The sequence below is a fragment of the Rhizobium sp. CFBP 8762 genome (genome assembly GCF_014841565.1).
In the GTDB taxonomy this organism is placed as follows: domain Bacteria; phylum Pseudomonadota; class Alphaproteobacteria; order Rhizobiales; family Rhizobiaceae; genus CFBP-8762.
In genome coordinates this window covers 290,620-308,665 of the sequence record NZ_JACYUD010000004.1, presented here as the reverse complement: position 1 = coordinate 308,665, position 18,046 = coordinate 290,620, and the positions used below count along the sequence as shown (strand labels likewise).

Annotated in this window: 15 protein-coding genes; 6 read left to right on the top strand and 9 right to left on the bottom strand. The window is 60.1% G+C overall.

Annotated features, from left to right (window positions below; translation table 11 throughout):
• Window positions 1-4: 4 nt before the first annotated feature.
• From IFT84_RS12095 to IFT84_RS12075, 5 genes are all read right to left on the bottom strand, one after another.
• The gene (locus IFT84_RS12095) at window positions 5-862 is read right to left on the bottom strand and encodes an ABC transporter permease (RefSeq protein ID WP_192119650.1); all 858 of its coding nucleotides are present in this window, start codon (window positions 860-862) and stop codon (window positions 5-7) included.
• Window positions 863-928: 66 nt separating this feature from the next.
• On the bottom strand, window positions 929-1,993 hold the full coding sequence (locus tag IFT84_RS12090; RefSeq protein ID WP_197975540.1) for an extracellular solute-binding protein: 1,065 nt from the start codon (window positions 1,991-1,993) through the stop codon (window positions 929-931).
• Window positions 1,994-2,014: 21 nt separating this feature from the next.
• Window positions 2,015-4,042, bottom strand: coding sequence for a hydantoinase B/oxoprolinase family protein (locus tag IFT84_RS12085; protein ID WP_192119648.1), 2,028 nt, complete (start codon window positions 4,040-4,042; stop codon window positions 2,015-2,017).
• Window positions 4,039-6,096 carry a hydantoinase/oxoprolinase family protein gene (locus IFT84_RS12080; protein ID WP_192119757.1) on the bottom strand — a complete coding sequence of 686 codons (2,058 nt, stop codon included), beginning with the start codon at window positions 6,094-6,096 and terminating at the stop codon, window positions 4,039-4,041. The genes IFT84_RS12085 and IFT84_RS12080 overlap by 4 nt, the downstream gene beginning before the upstream one ends.
• 15 nt (window positions 6,097-6,111) lie before the next feature.
• Window positions 6,112-7,221, bottom strand: a complete 1,110-nt coding sequence (locus IFT84_RS12075) for an ABC transporter ATP-binding protein (protein ID WP_192119645.1) — start codon at window positions 7,219-7,221, stop codon at window positions 6,112-6,114.
• Between the two features lie 184 nt (window positions 7,222-7,405).
• Between IFT84_RS12075 and IFT84_RS12070 the strand changes: the two genes are divergently transcribed.
• Window positions 7,406-8,416: a LacI family DNA-binding transcriptional regulator gene (locus IFT84_RS12070; RefSeq protein ID WP_244651195.1), complete on the top strand. Its 1,011-nt coding sequence runs from the start codon at window positions 7,406-7,408 to the stop codon at window positions 8,414-8,416.
• A gap of 27 nt (window positions 8,417-8,443) precedes the next feature.
• Here the strand turns inward: IFT84_RS12070 and IFT84_RS12065 are convergent, their stop codons facing one another.
• Window positions 8,444-9,958: a UdgX family uracil-DNA binding protein gene (locus tag IFT84_RS12065; protein WP_192119643.1), complete on the bottom strand. Its 1,515-nt coding sequence runs from the start codon at window positions 9,956-9,958 to the stop codon at window positions 8,444-8,446.
• Window positions 9,958-11,190 carry a putative DNA modification/repair radical SAM protein gene (locus tag IFT84_RS12060; protein WP_192119641.1) on the bottom strand — a complete coding sequence of 411 codons (1,233 nt, stop codon included), beginning with the start codon at window positions 11,188-11,190 and terminating at the stop codon, window positions 9,958-9,960. The genes IFT84_RS12065 and IFT84_RS12060 overlap by 1 nt, the downstream gene beginning before the upstream one ends.
• Window positions 11,191-11,317: 127 nt before the next feature.
• On the opposite strand from IFT84_RS12060, the gene IFT84_RS12055 reads away from it, so the two are divergent.
• The 5 genes from IFT84_RS12055 (at window position 11,318) to repC (ending at window position 17,199) form a co-directional block, all read left to right on the top strand.
• Window positions 11,318-11,872, top strand: coding sequence for a type 1 glutamine amidotransferase domain-containing protein (locus IFT84_RS12055; RefSeq protein WP_192119638.1), 555 nt, complete (start codon window positions 11,318-11,320; stop codon window positions 11,870-11,872).
• Window positions 11,873-11,900: 28 nt separating this feature from the next.
• Window positions 11,901-12,410 carry a pyridoxamine 5'-phosphate oxidase family protein gene (locus IFT84_RS12050; RefSeq protein ID WP_192119636.1) on the top strand — a complete coding sequence of 170 codons (510 nt, stop codon included), beginning with the start codon at window positions 11,901-11,903 and terminating at the stop codon, window positions 12,408-12,410.
• Window positions 12,411-13,071: 661 nt separating this feature from the next.
• Window positions 13,072-14,364 carry a plasmid partitioning protein RepA gene (gene repA, locus IFT84_RS12045; RefSeq protein ID WP_192119634.1) on the top strand — a complete coding sequence of 431 codons (1,293 nt, stop codon included), beginning with the start codon at window positions 13,072-13,074 and terminating at the stop codon, window positions 14,362-14,364.
• On the top strand, window positions 14,364-15,491 hold the full coding sequence (gene repB, locus IFT84_RS12040; RefSeq protein WP_192119632.1) for a plasmid partitioning protein RepB: 1,128 nt from the start codon (window positions 14,364-14,366) through the stop codon (window positions 15,489-15,491). Before repA ends, repB begins: the two co-directional genes overlap by 1 nt.
• Window positions 15,492-15,930: 439 nt before the next feature.
• Entirely contained in the window at window positions 15,931-17,199 is a 1,269-nt protein-coding gene (gene repC / locus IFT84_RS12035) for a plasmid replication protein RepC (protein ID WP_192119630.1), read from the top strand.
• Here the strand turns inward: repC and IFT84_RS12030 are convergent.
• Complete coding sequence (locus IFT84_RS12030; RefSeq protein WP_192119628.1) at window positions 17,178-17,414, bottom strand: DUF6616 family protein; 237 nt, start codon at window positions 17,412-17,414, stop codon at window positions 17,178-17,180. The two genes, repC and IFT84_RS12030, sit on opposite strands and share 22 nt — an antisense overlap.
• 80 nt (window positions 17,415-17,494) lie before the next feature.
• A complete protein-coding gene (locus IFT84_RS12025) occupies window positions 17,495-18,010 on the bottom strand; it encodes a MarR family winged helix-turn-helix transcriptional regulator (protein WP_192119626.1) in 516 nt (171 codons plus the stop codon).
• Between the last annotated feature and the right edge of the window lie 36 nt (window positions 18,011-18,046).

The following is an 18,046-nucleotide window of genomic DNA, read 5'->3' as shown; positions in this document are numbered from 1 at the left end:
GCCTTCACGCTCCCTTGCGGCGCACGAGGCGCAGTTGCGCAAACAGGCAGGCAACGGCAATCACCAGCAGGATCATGCTCATGGCGCTCGCCATGCCGAAATCGCGCGTGGTGTTGAATTGCTGATAGATCATCAGGGGCAGAGTCTGCAGACCGCCGCCAAGCAGCACCAGCGTGACGAAACTGCCATTGGCAATCATGAACACGAGAATGGCACCCGTGCCAATGCCGTCGAGCGACAGCGGCAGCGTTACCTCCCAGAAGGTGCGCAACCGGTTGGCTCCAAGAATTTTCGCCGATTCCTCCAGCCGAGTATCGATACCCTGCAACACGGTGGCGATGGAGAGTACCATAAATGGCACGAGCACATGCACCAGCGCGGCAATGGCAATTTCCGGTGAATTGGTCAGGCGCAGCGGCGCGGAGAGAATACCGAGTTCATCGACCAGCAGCGTGTTGACCAGCCCCCGGCGGGCAAACAGCACCTGCCAGCCAAAGGTTCGCATGATGATGGAGGTCAGAAGCGGCGCGATCAGCAGAAAGATGATCAGACCGGCAAAGCGGCCCGCCTTGCGCACCAGAAAATAGGCGACGGGATAGCCGATCACAACCGATATCAGCGTGACACCGGCCGACAGCAGCACCGTCTGCCCGATGATACCGAGATAAAACCGGTCGGTCAGCAGCGAGACATAGCGCGATACGGTCCAGCCGTCCTGCGTCAGGATGCTGCGCATACCGTTGTCAAACAACGGAGCCACGAAGAACACGATGAGAAAAACAACCGCCGGCAGCGCCAGAAAAAGCGGCAACAGCAGCCGTCGTGGCCGTGGCGGTGTCGGTTGCGGGGTCATGTCGCTCATCGCTGGCTTTCGTTGGCGAAACAGGCGGCTGCCCGTAAGACACGGGCAGCTCTCAGCATTTTGGCTCTAGCGGCCGATTTCGCGGTTCCAGCGATCGACCCATTCATTGCGCACTTGCGCGATTTGCTCGTAGGGCGGAAAGGCGGTGTTCTGCCACGGTGTAATCCGCGGCTTGATCTTGTCGCTATAGACCACGTCGGTATTCGTCACGCCATAGTTCATGATATCGGCGAACTTCGTCTGGTTTTGCGCATCCAGAATTTCGTTGATATAGGCGAAGGCGAGCGGGTTGGCGTTTTTCGGCTTCTGCACCGCCACGCCATTCAGCGAGCCGCCTTCTTCCGGATTGATGAAGTCGATCCATGTCGCGCCACTGTCATAGTGGTTCCACGTCCGGCCATCGAAATAGATGCCGACATCGGCTTCGCCGGACGAAAGGTGGTTGAAGAAATCGTTCGGGCCACCCCAGAACACCAGATTGTCCTTCATCTTCGCCATGGCGGCGAAAAACGGATCGACATTGTCCACGCCACCGCCCAGCGCCTTGGCCATGGCCCAGATCAGCATGATCGGCGTCACGGCGTAGGAAATCGATGGCACGGAGGCGACGAATTCGCCCTTCGCGACGCGGTCCACAAATTCAGCGAAGGATTTCGGCGGGGCGCTTACGCGGTCCTTGTTGAAGGTAATGCCGCCGACGCCGTAATCGAACAGCGTACCCTTGCCCAGGACGCTGTCGGTCAGTTCCTTTGGAATTTTGGCAAGGTTGGGAATTTTATCGACGGTAAAATCGTCAACCAGATCGGACTTTGCAGCCGTCAACGCCAGATCCGGCGTCATGATCAGCACATCGACCGGCGGCTTGGCCGGGTTGGCTTCCACCTGTGCCAGCCATTGCGGCGGGCCACCTAGCGAAACATTCGCCTTCGCCTTGGTCTTTGCCTCGAAGGGGGCGACGAAGCAGGTGCGGATCGCCTCCTCCCAGACGCCGCCGAAGGCGGTCACGGTGATGTCGGTCGTCTGCGCATTGGCAAGACGCGGCAGGGCTCCGGTCAACAGGCCCCCGGTCGTTAAACCGGCGCCGAACAGGACGCTGCCACCAAGGAATTGTCGTCTCTTCATTATCGTCATCACGGTTCTCCAAAGAGGGGATCAGGCTTCTTGCTTCACATCATCAAAACTGCCGGCTGCGGCTTCCAGCCGCTGGCGCGCCGCATCCACGGCGTTCTTGCTGGCCGCCACGCGCGGAAACCCTTCTGGAAGTTCGGCCAGAACGGCCTCGAAAATATCACGCCTGCGCCGCTGGCGCACGGCACCGGGCAGCGCCACCAGCCCACGGTTGAGCCTGTCCATAACGCCTGCGGGAAAAGCCGCGTCCCAGCGCTCGCGCTCCGGCCCTTCTCCGCTCACTTGCGCATTGGGCCCCGGCGCATTGGTCAAGGTACTTGCCCCCATGTCCTTGCGCAGATCTGCGGTTTTCACAGCATCCACCGCACCATCGGCAATCACGACACCATAGTCGCGGGCGGCCGCCTCCACGGTCACGAAGCCATTGGCAACATCGTCCAGCACGGCTACCGGATCACGCGCGGCGGGATCGCCCCAGCCACCGGCACCGGGGGTGAGAAACGTAACCGTGTCCCCGGCATTGACCGTCAGCACATCGATCTTGCCGAGATGGCTCTCGCGCTCGGTGCCGCGATTGAGAATAAGTTGGCCGGGCATTCCGGGTTTTCCGCCATTCGATCCCCATGGCCGAAACAGCAGCCGCTCCAGACCCCGGCCAAGAACGTTGGAATCGTCGGTCAGCACTTGGAATGTGAGTTCCATGCCGCAGCCGCCGCGCCACTGGCCCGCGCCGCCGGAGTCAGGCCGCAGCGCATAGGTCGTGATCTCGATGCCGAGTTCCGCCTCCACCGTTTCAACCGGATTGTTGGCAAGGTTGGAGATGCCGCTGTCGCGACCGTCGATACCATCGCGGCCCTTGCGGGCACCGGTGCCGCCGATCATCGGTTCGATGACCTGCACGCGCCTGCCGCCCCGGCCATCCGGCTCCGCCATGACAACGGGAATGACCGTGCCGGAAGACGCCGCTGGCATCACGTCCGGCAGGGCCTTGCCGAAAGCGCCGTTCAGCACATCGTTGACGCGGATGGCGGCGGCGTGGCGCACGCCAACGGCAGCCGGTTCCTGCGGATTGACGAGGCTGCCCTCGGGCGCCGTTATCTTGACCGGTGCCAGCATCCCGACATTCAACGGTGTCGTCGGATCAAGCGTATTGACCAGCGCCAGCACACGCAGGGTCAACCACGCATGGGGACGCCCGCGCGAGGGGATGTTCATGGCGGTGGCAACCTGCGGATCGGTGCCGGTAAAGTCGAGATGAACCTCGCCATCGGCAAATGTCGCAGCCAGCGCAATGCGCACGGGCAGGCGTGTGGCCGCATCGTCGTCCAGATAATCGGAAAAACTGTAGGTGCCCGCCGGAACGCGGGCAAGCACAGTGCGCGCCTTTTCGGCAGCATAGGCCACCAGATCGACCGCCGCAGCCGAGACGGTTTCGGCCCCATGCTGGGAAATCGTCTGCTCCAGTCTGCGGCGTCCGGCGGTCAGGGCGGCAAGCATGGCACGAATATCGCCCATATTGGCGTCCGGCGTGCGGCTGTTGGCATTCAGAAACAGCGCAACATCCGGGTTCATCTCACCCTTCTTCACCAGTTTGACCGGCGGAATGCGCAAACCTTCCTGAAAGATTTCCGTGTTGACCGGCGAAATGCTGGACGGCACGCGGCCACCCACATCCGAGCAGTGAACGAAGCACCAGCCATAGGCGATGATTTTGCCGTCATGGAAATACGGCTCGATCATGTGCAGGTCGGGCAGATGCGTGGCCAGCCCCTCGGAGCGATAGGGATCGTTGGTAAGGATCACATCGCCCGGCTCAAGCGCGCCAACCGCCGCAATGGCAGGCGCGCATTCCAGCCCGACGAAACCGGACACGCCGATGGAGCGCGGATAGGCAAAAAACCGTCCGTCGAGCCCCGCCAGCGCGCAGGCAAAATCGGCGGTTTCCTTGACGTAGAGCGTGCGCCCGGTGCGCTGCAGCGTCAGGCACATTTCCTCGCTGACAGCGGCCAGCTTGTTGCCCAGAATGGCAAGCGTGACGGGATCCAGCCTCATTGCACGATCCTTTCAAGATGCAGGTTTCCATGGTCGTCCGTGCGGGCCGACCAGCCGGGCAGGAGAACGGTCGTCGTATCGTCCTGCTCGATGATCGCCGGACCGGTGATTTGATCGCCCGCGCCGAGCGCCGTGCGGTCGTACACATCCGCCGCAATCCATGCGCCCGCCCGGAAGATCGGTCGTTCTCCCTTACGCACCGGCTTGCCAGTGCCCACAGCCACGCCCGGCTGGGTGATCGAGTCGGTGACGCCGACGACGGCAAGGCGCACCGTGCCCAGCTCTACCTCCGTCTGCGGATCACGAAACCCGTAAATCCGCTCATGTTCCAGATGAAAGGCTTCGCAGATCGATGCCGCATCGCGGTGGCTTTCATCCAGCGCTACGCGCAACTCATAGGCTTGGCCCGCATACCGCATGTCGGCACCGCGCTCGAACCGGCGCGTCTGGCTGGTCTCGCCTTCCCGGTCCAACCACGCACTGCCTTCGTTTTCCAGTTCCGCCAGAATGTCGAGCATCAGGGCCGCGCTCGCCGGATCGACAGCACGCCTGAGACTGCGCACGAAATCACGGCGCAGATCGGCTGCCGCCGCGCCCAGCGCGCAGAATGTGCCCGCAGCCGGGGGAATGACGACACGGTTGATACCGGCTTCAACCGCCAGAAGATTGGCTTGCGTGGGCCCCGCCCCGCCAAAGGGAACCAGCGCGAAAGAGGCCGGATCAAGCCCGCGCGCGGCCAGTGTCTTGTAGAGTTCTGTAGCCATGCCCGCCGTGGTGACCGACAGCGCGCCTTCGGCAGCCAGCGCCGCGCCGTTCTCTCCGGTCAGGCCGATACGCGCACCGATTGCGGCAAGTGCTACCCGCGCCGCGTCGATATCAAGCGTCATCCGCCCGCCCAGAAACCCCGCCGGATCGATGTAACCGAGCGCCAGATAGCAATCGGTCACGGCGGGCTCGGTGCCGCCCCGGCCATAGGACACGGGGCCGGGCATCGCGCCCGCACTTTGCGGACCGACTTTCAGCAGCCCATGGGCATCCACCCACACGATGGAGCCGCCCCCGGCACCGATTGCCGAGACATCCACCACCGGCAGCACCAGCGGCAGACCACCAATATCCGTGCGTGTCGCAAGCGCGGCGGAGCCCGCCTGCGCCACTGCAATATCCGAGGACGTGCCGCCCATATCAAAGGTGATGATGGAGGTGACATTGGCGGCCTGCGCAAGGCGCGCCGCTGCCATGACACCCGAAGCCGGACCGGACAGAATGGTTTCGACCGGCCTTTCCGCCGCAGATACAAGGCTGAGTGAACCGCCGTTGGATGCCGTGACCAGAATGGGTGCCACGACGCCATCACGCTCCAGCCCCGCCTTGAGGCCGGTGAAATACCGCTGCATCAGCGGCTGGATATAGGCATTCAGGCAGGCGACGAGCGTGCGTTCATATTCCCGGATTTCCGGCCATATGGCCGCCGCCGAGGTGATGGACAGCCCACCGGCCTTTTCGCACAGCGTCTTCGCCATACCGATCTCCACCGACGGTGTCGTGTAACCGTTGATGAGCACGAGGGCTGCGGCATCCACGCCCAGCCGTTTGAGCTCACTGGCGACCCGCTCCAGTTCCGCATCGTCAGCCGCCTTGGTAACCTCACCGGCGGCGGACAGGCGCGCATCGATTTCAACGATGCGCAGGCGCGGAACCAGCGGCTCTTCCTTGCTGGCGTGAAAATCGAAGGATGACGGCATACGGCTGCGGGCAATTTCGAGAATATCGCGATAGCCCTTGCTCACCACCAGCGCAATCGTCGCGCCGCGCCGCTGGATGATCGCGTTCAGGCCTATGGTCGTGCCATGCATGAGCGTCGCCACATCAGCCGATGTCAGCCCGGCCTTGGCCAGCAGCGCTTGAAGGCCATCGATCAGCGCGCGCGACGGTTCGTCTGGCGTCGAGGGTTCCTTGTAGAAGGTCAGGCTGCCGTCCTTCGGGTTCGACAGAACGAAGTCGGTGAACGTACCGCCGACGTCAATTCCAATGCGCGCACCGCTCGTCTTCATGGTCGTCACTGTCCCTTACTCCCCGCTCACGATGACGCCGTCCTGCGGCGCCCAGTCCAGCACCACGGCCTGGCCGAGATGGTAGGTGGTGGAGCCGAGCGGCCCATCGGCCTGCCGGTACACAAACAGTTCGCGACCGAGCGCCGGGACGTCCACCTGATAGGCCGCGTAATTGCCCCGAAACACAGCGCCGACCACGCGGCCCGCAAACCCGCTGCCCCTCCCGTCAGAGGTTTCACCCGGTGTGAGTGTCATGCGCTCTGGACGTACCGAAAGAAGGAACGGCTGACCGTGTGCCTGCGGTTGCGGCAGCGTAAGGCTGAACGGACCGTGCGGCCCGGAGACGACAAGCGCCGATCCGTCATCGCTGGCGCGGCCTTCGAAGATATTGGATGTTCCCAGAAACTCGGCCACGAACCGGCTTTTAGGCCGGTCGTAGATATCGGCTGGCGCTCCGATTTGCAGGATACGCCCGCCATTCATGACGGCAACCTTGTCGGCCATCGACATGGCCTCTTCCTGATCATGGGTCACCAGAAGGGCGGTGATGCCGAGCCGCTGTTGCATGCCGCGAATTTCAAACTGCATGCTTTCGCGCAGAGACTTGTCCAGCGCACCCAGCGGTTCATCGAGCAGCAGCACCTTTGGGTTGACGACAAGCGAGCGCGCCAGCGCCACACGCTGCTGCTGCCCGCCGGAAAGCTTGGCCGGAAACACATTCCCCCTGCCCTGCAGATGAACCAGATCGAGCATGGTGTTGATCCGCTCATCACGCGCGGATTTTGCCATTCCCGCCATTCGCAGGCCAAAGCCGATGTTTTCGGCTACTGTGCGGTGGGGAAACAGGCTGTAGTTCTGAAACACCATGCCAAGGTGGCGTTTGTGCGGGGGAAGCGAGGAAATTTCCTCGCCGTCGATCTCAACCGTTCCGGTATCCGGCTGCTCGAAACCGGCCACGATGCGCAGCGTCGTGGTTTTGCCGCAGCCGGATGGCCCCAACAGCGCCACAAGTTCGCCGCCACCGACATGCAGATCGAGATCCTTCACAGCCGCGACCTTGCCGTAGGACTTGTGAATACCCGTCAGCAACAGCCCTTTGCCTGCCTCGCGCTGCGCTACGGGCATGAGCTGGTCTGAACGTTGCAATGGCAGATGGAGAGCCGCAAAGATCTATTCCCATTTGTGTTTTGTAGCGCTACAATAATCCGCGTACAGGTCCTGTCAAGGATTGCTTTTCTCATTTTGCTGTCATTTAAAGCAGTGCATATTTTGTAATCAACCCGCCGTAGAACAGGCCTGAATTTCCGCCATGACCAAGCACCGTTCCGATGAAACCGTTACCATGCAGTCCGTTGCGGTGGCCGCCGGCGTATCGCCCATGACGGTGTCCAACACGTTCCGCTATCCGGAGCGGGTCCAGGAAGAGACGCGGCTGCGCGTGCTGACCATCGCAGCCGAACTCGGCTATGTGCCGAACCATGCGGCAGGCAATCTTGCGTCCGGCCAGAGCCGTGTTATCGGTGCGGTCATTCCATCGATCAAGAACTCAAGCTTTTACAACTATGTTCGCGGCATGCAGGATGCCGTTGCAACGCAGGGCTACCAGCTTATTCTCAAACTGGCCGATAGCCTCGCTCAGGAGGCTGCTGCCATACGCACCTTTGTTGGCTTGCGCGTTGCCGGTATCGCGCTGGTGGGCGACGAGCACGAGCAGGACGCGCGGATGCTGTTGCGAAAGACCGGCGTGCCAGTGGTGGAATCCTGGGTGCATGAGACCCCGTTTGACATGGCCGTGGGTTACTCCACCGCCGATGCAACCCGAGCGCTCACTCAATTGCTGATCGACGGTGGCCACCGGCGGATAGGGTTTGTCGGCTATGACGGCGATGTGTCCAGTCGCTTCACCGAACGCCTCCCCACCTTCCGCCAAACATTGGAACAGGCCGGTCTGGAGAGCAACCGTATTGTGCTGATCGATCAAGCCGATGGCTTTGGCGCTGGCCCGAAGGCGCTTCAGGCGCTCTGCACAATAGACCCGGATCTGGACGCGATCCTTTGCCCGACGGACATTGTGGCCGCAGGTGTTCTTTTCGAATGTGGACGGCGTAGCTGGACGGTGCCTGACCGTCTCGCAGTGGCTGGATGGGGCGACTACGAAATCGCCTCCGAGATCACACCCGGGATCACGACCATTCACCCCCACGCCTACGACATGGGACAACAGGCCATGTCCCTGATCATCGACCGTACCACGGGCAAGGACCAGGACAAGACGCTGGTCGATACCGGCTTTCACATTGTTCGGCGGTGCAGTGCCTGAGGGTAGTCTGACGGATCGTGGTCAGTGCTATGCCGACCCTCCCGCTTGAAAATGCGGTGCCTGCATGGCGCGGGCCACCTGTGCGAGTTCGGCCTCAAAGCGAAGGCGCTCTTCACCCTGCTTGCCCAAATCGGGGATGCGCAGCAGGTAGGACGGGTGGATGGTGGTGAACAGGGACTGGCCCTGCCCCAAATCCTGAAACTGGCCGCGCCGTTGCGACAGGCCGCTTTTTTCGCCCGTCAGCGCGTGGAGCGCTGTCGCGCCCAGCGCCACCACCAGTTTCGGCTTGATCAAGTCCAGCTCCAGCTTTAGCCACCAGCGGCAATGCTCGATTTCGCCGGTGTTGGGCCGCTGGTGAATGCGCTTCTTGCCGCGCGGCTCGTATTTGAAATGCTTCACCGCATTGGTGACATAGGCCGTCCTGCGGTCAATGCCGGTTTCGTTCAGCACTGTATCGAACAGCTTGCCCGCCGGTCCAATGAAGGGACGGCCCGCCAGATCTTCCTGATCGCCGGGCTGCTCGCCCACGAACATCAGATCGGCATTTTCCGGCCCTTCGCCAAACACGGTTTGGGTCGCCGTGCAATGCAGCGGACAGCGGGTGCAGGTTTTCGCTTGCTCCTTCAACGCCGCCAGCGTGCCCGCCGGGGGCAGGTCCGGCGCGGGTGCATTGCGCATCGCCTCTTGCAGGCGAAAATGGTGGGCAGGCGGCTGGCTGGCGGCGCGCGCCACCATGGCCCGCACGCTTGCCTCGGCATCCGCAATCAGGTCCGGGATTAACGAGGCTTCCGGCAGGTTCTTCCAGTATTTCTTCGGCATTTCCGCCTGCATGGCCTTGACCTTCAAGCGCGCGGGATTGAAAATATTAGAGAAATAGGTACGCCAGAGATCATCCGTCTCATCGGAAATATCGGGCTTGCTGGCCGCCAGCGGCGATAGCCGCAACGCCTGACCATCCCATGCGCTGCTGCCGTGTGGCGTCAGGATCAGCCAATCCATATCGGTAAACCGCCGCTGAAAGAACGGTGCCGTGCGCTCCACGATATAATGGTCCGGCTCGAACCAGGCGATGAAACGGCGGCGCGGATTTTGCCCGCTCCGCCCCTGTCCTTGTCCGTGGGGAACTTCCTTGAACCGCACGAAGGCCGTCATCTTGTGGCAATCGCGCCGCACTGATTTCTGCATGCCACGGGCGCGCACCACATCCGCGTCCGTGGCAATGCCGATCAACCCCTTTTCGCTCTGCATCCGCCACAACAGGCGGTAAAGCAAGCCGAACCGGGCGGGATCACTGTGGCAGACAACGGCTTTTGCTAATTCTATGAAGTCTTTTGGCACCTTTAAGCCAGTGCCCGGTGGTGGCATTAGCCCCGGCGGCAAAGCCTCCGGTTCCGCCGGGGCCATGTCGAACAGGCCGCCATCGTCCCCTCCCCTCACCCGCCACTGCGTATCCTGCGGCGGCACACCGGCCAGCGCCAGACTGCGGGCATTGACGCGCCATCCATCGAAATCCGCCGGCCCCTCCAGCGTTATGGTGTGCACTACAGCAGCTGCAACTGTTCAGGCTTGGGCGCAAAGCGGGCGCGCAAATCCGCCTTGTCGGTCAACGCGCCGGGCGACCAGCCCTCAGCCTCGATGAACGGCTGAACCTTTTTCAGGGATACGCTCAGGCGCGACAGATCCTCCAGACGCAGGCGGCGGTAGCGCCGTGCCGAAATCAGCGCATTGACCGTTTTGCCGCCAAGGCCGGGCACGCGCAGCAACATGTCCCGGTCGGCCCGGTTAATATCTACAGGAAACCGGTGCCGGTTGGCCAGCGCCCAGCTCAGTTTCGGATCGAGATCCAGATCAAGCATACCATCGCCCTGCCCCGCCGTGATTTCATCAATGCCGAAACCATAGAAACGGTAGAGCCAATCGGCTTGATACAGGCGGTGCTCGCGCATCAACGGTGGCTTGATCAGCGGCAGAGCCTTGGATGAATCCGGGATGGGGCTGAATGCGGAATAATACACCCGCTTCAGACCATAGCTGCCGTAAAGACGCGCACTGGTCGACAGTATCGTCGCATCATCGGCGGCGTCGGCACCCACAATCATCTGTGTGCTCTGGCCGCCCGGGGCAAAGCGTTTGGTGCGCTTGGTCTGCAACGTGGGGTCACGCGATTCCTCGATTTTCAGGCGCAGGTCACCCATGGATTTGCGGATATTCTCCGGCCGCTTTTCCGGAGCAAATTGCGAAATGCCGATGTCAGTCGGCAGTTCGATGTTGATCGACAAGCGGTCGGCGTAGAGACCGGCTTCCTCTATCAGGGCTTGAGACGCTTCCGGGATCGACTTCAAATGGATATAGCCGCGAAAATTATGCGTGATCCGCAATTCGCGGGCAATGCGCACCATTTCTTCCATGGTATGATCGGACGAGCGGATAATGCCGGAGGAGAGAAACAGGCCCTCAATATAATTGCGGCGGTAAAATTCCAGCGTGAGCCACACGACCTCCTCCACCGAAAACCGCGCCCGCTCGACATTGCTGGACGAGCGATTGATGCAGTAGGCGCAATCATAGATGCAGAAATTCGTCATCAGGATTTTCAGCAGCGAGATGCATCGCCCATCCGGCGCATAGGAGTGGCAGATACCCGCCCCTTCCGTGGAGCCAAGCCCGCCGCTTTGCGCGGAGTTGCGTTTTTGCGTGCCGCTGGATGCGCAGGACGCATCGTATTTCGCAGCATCGGACAAAACGGCCAGTCGATCTTTGATGGATTTCTTCATAGCCAGTTCATGCTATGTTCTTTGGGTGCTTTCGTCAACCAGAAACTTTACCATTTGCGCAGGAACGATTGTGAGGACGGCTCGTTAGTAAATCGAACCGAAAACAGTCTTAAAGCAGGAGCATGGTATGCCGAAAATTGCGGAAGCCAAAATATTGATCATCGCAACAGATGGTTACGAGCGTTCGGAACTGATGGTTCCACTGGAAAAATTGAAAGCCCACGGGGCGGATGTGAAGATTGCATCGCTCAAGCCCGGCCAGATCAAAAGCTGGGACGAAGACAATTGGGGCGACTCGGTCTCTGTCGATTTGCTGATCGGCGATGTGCTCGTGGATGATTACAACGCGCTGGTTATTCCCGGCGGGCAGATCAACCCGGATAAGCTGCGTAAGGAAGACAGTGCCGTTGGCGTCGTCAAGGCGTTTGTGGATGCGGGCAAGATTGTTGCTGCCATCTGCCATGGTCCCTGGTTGCTGGTGGAAGCAGACGCCGTGCGGGGTCGCGACGTCACGTCCTTCGCATCGATCAAGACGGACCTGAAGAACGCTGGCGCAAACTGGTCCGATCAGGAAGTGGTGACCGATAACGGCATCATCACCTCCCGTTCGCCGGATGACCTTGCTGCCTTCGTTGCGAAGATCGTCGAGGAAGTGGAAGAAGGCGACCATCCGCGCTCGTAATCCATTCGTTTAATAAAGGGAGTTTCAAATGGCCGATATTGAAAAAGCAAAGAGCGACCCGCTGCAGCAGCTGTGGGACCAGATCAACGAGGTGCATGCGGGCATGCTGGGCGTGGAAGGCTCCGGCCAGCATTTGCAGCCGATGGCACCACAGGTGGAAAAAGAAACCAACTCCATATGGTTCTTTACCAAGACCGATACGGATCTGGTGAAAGCTGTGAAGGCGGGTAGCCACGCGCATTTCTGCATTATTGCGAAAGATCAGGATTATCACGCATGCTTGGCTGGTGGCATTTCAGAAAATGCTTCCAAAGAGCATATTGATAAATTCTGGAATGCCCATGTGGCAGCCTGGTATGAGCATGGTCGTGAGGATCCGCTTTTGACCATGCTGCAGTTGAAGGTGGAGGACGTCAGCATCTGGGCATCCACCAGCAGCGGTCTTCGCTACGGTTGGGAAATTGCCAAGGCGAACCTGACAAGTTCGGTGCCGGATGTAAGTTACCACACGCAGATCAAGCTGCCGCAAACGGTGTAAACAGAAGCCTATAAGCAACAAGCCGGGATTCGTCCCGGCTTTTTTTTGTGTGTTTGAGAAGTTGACAGCTGTCAACAGGGTAATACGCAGTGAATTCAATAGCTTATTGTTTGAGAATGAGTGTCCCTTGGAAGAAACTACCAGGCAACCTCTTGAGACCCGGCGGCGGGTATTGACTCTTGTGACAAGCACCGAAATGAGGAGGAGAGGATCGTGTGTAACCTCATACTCGGTGTTTCCATTCGTATCAGTGACTTCAATACCGAGAGTTGACAGCTGTCAACCGCGTAAAGGTCAATGCCGTCAATGACTTGACCAATCGGAAAAGCAATTTACGCCAATATTTCATCCCCGCTTTCCCCGCGTAACGGTGTTCGCGTATCTTTAGCAGATAATGCAACAACTGCCTGATTCGGTGCGGAAAAGAGGCTTGACGCGACTCAGATTATGACAAATGCTCAATAACGGTCGGCGGCGCTGAATGGCATATTTGGCGTAGCTTGGTCTCGGTGCTGTTAGCGGACCGCTATCGCGTATATGGTACAGTCAGAATCAGGCCGTCACCCCACGCAATCGCGTTGATCGCTGCCCGCACCAAGGTCAGGTCGTCGCTTTGGTGTGTGGCGTGGTTGGTCCGTGAAGACATACAAGGATTTGGAATATGGCGTCAAAGCCAAAGGCACAGGAAACAAACGCCGCCGTTGCTTCAAAGCCGGGCGCAGCCGGTGCGCCTGCCGATGAAACAATTGCGGCCGATGCGCGTGCGCTGTCTGAACAGTTAAAGGCCATGCGCGAACGGTTGTTTCCGCCAATGGCGCGCAAGACGTTGCGCAGCTTCACATCCGGTGAAGCGGCCAAGCTGATTGGCGTATCGGATGGCTATCTTCGGCAGTTGTCTCTGGCGGGGGAGGGGCCTCAGCCCGATACCGGAGCCGGGGGACGCCGGTTCTATACGCTGGCCGATATCAATGCGCTGCGTCAGCATCTGGGCCAGCAAGCGCAAGCAAAAGGCAATGGCGGCAAGGCGCGATCCTACATGAAATGGCGCGATGAAAGCCGTGGCGAGCATTTGCAGATCATTGCGGTCACCAATTTCAAGGGTGGGTCCGGCAAGACGACCTCGGCGGTGCATCTGGCGCAGTATCTGGCGCTTTCGGGGCATCGGGTGCTAGCGGTTGATCTTGATCCGCAGGCATCGCTGTCGGCCCTGTTCGGCTACCAGCCGGAGCTGGATTTGCAGGGCAACGACACGCTTTACGGTGCCATCCGCTATGATGCGGAGGCGCGGCCGCTAAAGGATATCATTCGCAAGACCTATTTCGATGGGTTGGATCTGGTGCCCGGCAATCTGGAGCTTCAGGAATTTGAGCATGTGACGCCGCAGGTGCTAGCCAACCGGCAGGGAGGGGATAGCCAGTCGCTGTTTTTTGCCCGGGTGCAAACGGCCTTGCAGACCGTGGCCGATGATTACGACGTGGTGGTGCTGGACTGCCCGCCGCAGCTTGGTTATCTCACGCTGTCGGCGCTCTGCGCCTCGACCTCGGTGATTGTCACAGTGCATCCGCAAATGCTGGATGTGGCGTCCATGAGCCAGTTTCTGTTCATGACCTCCGATCTGCTGGCCGTGGTGCGCGAAGCCGGTGGCACGCTGAACTTTGACTTTCTGCGCTATCTCGTCACGCGGTTTGAGCCCAATGACGGGCCACAGACGCAGATTGTCGGCTTCATGCGCTCGCTGTTCGGCGACCGGGTACTGACGGCACCGATGGTTAAATCTACCGCTATATCCGACGCGGGCCTGACCAAGCAGACACTCTACGAGGTGGGCCGGGAGAATTTCACCCGCGCAACCTATGACCGGGCGATGGAATCGCTAAACGCGGTCAACCACGAAGTGGAGCAGCTTCTGCATACAGCCTGGGGTCGCGAAATCAGCCGCGAGGGGGCACGATAATGGCGGGCGGCAACCGTAAGAACGAATTGAAAGCGCTGTTTGGCAGTCCGACGCTCGCGCCGCAAAGTGGCAAGGCTCCGCTTGGCCACGGTGATGAACAGCATCGCGTTGCACCAGAAACGAAATCAGCTTTGCCGGTGCAGCTTTCCACGCCCGAAGGCGGGGAGGGGCCTGAGAGCGTTCAAACTCCGGTCGATCCGCGCCCAAGCCGCACCTCGTCGGGAGCCATAAAGGCCATGGGCCTGTCGCTCGGCTCCATCACCCGCGAGGTGGAGGAAGCACGCGCTTTGAAACAGGCTCTGGAAGAGGGCGAGCGCGTTGTGGCGCTGGACCCCGGCCTGATTGATACATCCTTTGTCGAGGACCGGCTGACGATTGGCGAGGGGGATGATGATACGTTTTCCGAACTGATGACCAGCATGCGCGACAGCGGGCAGCAGGTGCCGATCCTCGTGCGGCCGCACCCGGAGCACACCGGGCGGTTTCAGACGGCCTATGGCCATCGGCGGCTGAAAGCAGCGGCGCGGCTGGGCATTTCCGTCAAGGCGATTGTACGGGCGCTGAGTGACACAGACCTTGTACGTGCCCAAGGCAAGGAAAATGCCGAACGGCGCAATCTGTCCTTTATCGAGCGGGCGCTGTTTGCCCAGAACCTGCTGGCGCGCGGGTTTGACCGCAAGGTGGTGGAGGAAGCACTGGCGGTGCAAAAGAGCGAGGTTTCACGCCTTGTCCAGGTAGTGGAGGCGGTGCCGGAATATGTGGTGCGCGCCATTGGGCCAGCGCCAAAAACCGGGCGAGCGCGCTGGATGGCGCTTGGCAGCTTCATGGAGAACGACAATGGCGCGGTGACGGAAAAGACCCGCGACGAGATCGGCAGCATCGAGTTCAAAGAGGCCGATAGCGATACGCGCTTCCAGATGCTGTTTAACCGCCTGTCCAGAAAGCCGAGCAAGGCGGAAAAGTCTGCCAAGACGCTGACGGACAATCAGGGACAGATTTTTGCGCGCTACTACGCCCGGGACCGGGTGCCGCGCATCGAATTTTCACGCACTGTCGATCAGGCGTTTCTGGATCGTATGGCCGCACTGGTGGCCGACGAATACCGGAAATATCTGGATCAGAGTTGACGTGAAAACACGTTCACCGCTGGCGCTGTAAAGGCCGGCACACGTTTTGAAACCTGAAAGGGAACTGTAGAGCAAGAAAAAAGGCCCCGAAACGTCACCATTCCGGAAGCCCTCTTCAATGTTGCAATTAAGAGAGAATCACTTCCGCAGGTCAAAGTCAAGCGTTCGATACAGTTTGCTGTTTCGAAAACGGGAATTTGTGACCTGTCGATGGCAGCGTCTGTGCACAACCGGCACGGCTGACCCGCCCTCCTGAATGGTAAAAGGATAGACGCTCCCACGTTTAACCACGTTGGGACGTGACCACTAGGCCCCGTGTTGCGACAGCAGCGTGGTGCGTGGCTGGTTGTTGATCGCGGGCCAAAGCCTATGGCTTGTCTGCGAGCGGCTTGCCTATGGCGGATCGGTGCCTCCTGCCTTGTGAGCAAGAGGGACGGATATGGAGAGACTGGCAACGACGCCATTTGGCGGCGCACGGATGCGTGCGGACATTTTTACCCTGCAACAGCAGGTTTCAGCTCGGCATGGACACGCGAAGGACCAAGGGGCAAGTGGGGTGGGGGCAGCGCCCCAGCCGATAGACAAGTGGCAGCTTTTGCGCGCACTGACCCATGCGCGTGCCGCCTATGGCTTGTCAGACCGGGCTATTGTGGTGCTGGAAGCGTTGGCAAGTTTTCACCCGGACAAGCAATTGAACGGGGCAAAACCGATCATCGTGTTTCCGTCCAATGCAGAACTGTCCATGCGCGCCCGTGGCATGTCCAGTGCCACGCTGCGCCGCCATCTGGCGGTGTTGGTGACTGCCGGGCTGATCCTGCGGCGTGACAGCGCCAATGGCAAGCGCTACTGCCAGCGCGACCGGGACGGCGCAATCGAAACTGCATTCGGCTTCGATCTATCGCCGTTTGCACTGGCGGCGGAGGCCATTCAGGCCCATGCGGGCAAGGCAATCGCCGAGGCCAAAGCGTATCAACGCCTGCGCAGCGAGATTACGCTGCACTTGCGCGATATATCCAAGATGATTGCGCTGGCGCTTGAGGAGGGCAGGGGAGACGACTGGCAAGGGCTGGGCGAGCGCTTGGCGGCCCTGTCAGGCCGGGTTTCGCGCACGGTTGAGGCTTCCGTCTTGATGGAGCGCCGGGACAATCTCATGCGGCTGCGTGCCGAGGTGGAGGCAAGCTATTTACGTGATCTCGACCAACAGACGAAAATAGCCGTAACTACGGACGACTCCGTAAAAGTGAGCGGCAATGCGTGCGATTTTGAGCGCCATATTGAGAATACAGAGTCAGAATCTGAATTTAAAAAGATTGGTAAAAGGAATTGTGAAAGAAGCCAGACGATAACGCTCGGTTCCTTTCTCAAGCTTTGCCCTGAAATCCAAACCTACGCCAAGGGAGGGATTACATCCTGGCGGGACGTACTGGCCACCGCTGGCGTGGTTCGGGCCATGCTGGGTATATCGAGCGACGCCTATGCGCACGCCGTTCAGGCCTTGGGGCCGGTGCCGACGGCCATTGTGCTGGCGGTTATGCTGGAGCGGACCGATACCATTCAGTCGCCGGGCGGCTATCTGCGTGGCATCACACAGAAAGCCAGAGCGGGCGCGTTTTCACTGGTCGAAGTGCTGACAACGATGCACCGAAAGGTTCACCATGACACGCCGGAGGGTTTCAAAGCCACGGATCACGCGACGGTCTGGAGTTGATGGAGATGGGCTTCGACGCTGACGGCAGGACCAGCGACGATTGTGGTATGGAAATAATCATGCCAGCCGGTTGCGGCAATGGCGGACAACAAAAGCGCTTGGCTCCCGCGGTCGCGCAGTTCCCACAGAGCGAAGAATTCCGGCGCGGTATCGTCGCTGGGGTCTGCCTGACCCATGGCAAGAACCGTAATGCCGCTGTCGCCCAGATGCGCCATGCCCGCGAGTATGGTCTTCCAGCAGGGGGCTGCGTTCCGCTTGACTGAGCGCAAGCCAGGCGGGTTTAGCGCTATAGGTTTCACTGAGATAGTGCATCGAACTCTCCTGAACGGGGGGACAAACGGGCGCGTAAAACAGGCAACAGGCGCATGAGACAGTCGACATCGGCTGTGGAGAGATGCCCGAAAAGGGAGGCGATCCAGCGGCGGTGGACAGTGCCAGCCTCCGCAATGACCGTGCGGCCCTTGGGTGTCAGCGCAATATCCACACTGCGGCGGTCGGTGTCGTTGACGTGACGCTCGACAAGGCCATCACGCTCCAGACCGTCCAGAAGGCCGGTAACAGTGGCGCGGGTAACTCCGGCAAGGGTCGCAAGACGGTGGGGTTTCAGCGGCTTGTCTGCTTGGTCCAACAGAAACAGCAGCAGAAATTTCGCTTCGGACAAGCTGAAAGTGCCGAGTTTGGCAGCGCAATCAGCATCGATGCTGCGCGCCAGCGCCAGAATTTCAAAACATAGCCGCATTCCGTCCTGCTCCCGCTCTGGCAAGTCGGCGGAGGCGCTGAGTAACACCTGATATTTTTCATCCAGAACCATAAATGAAACGATAATTAGGCGCCTTACTATCTGTCA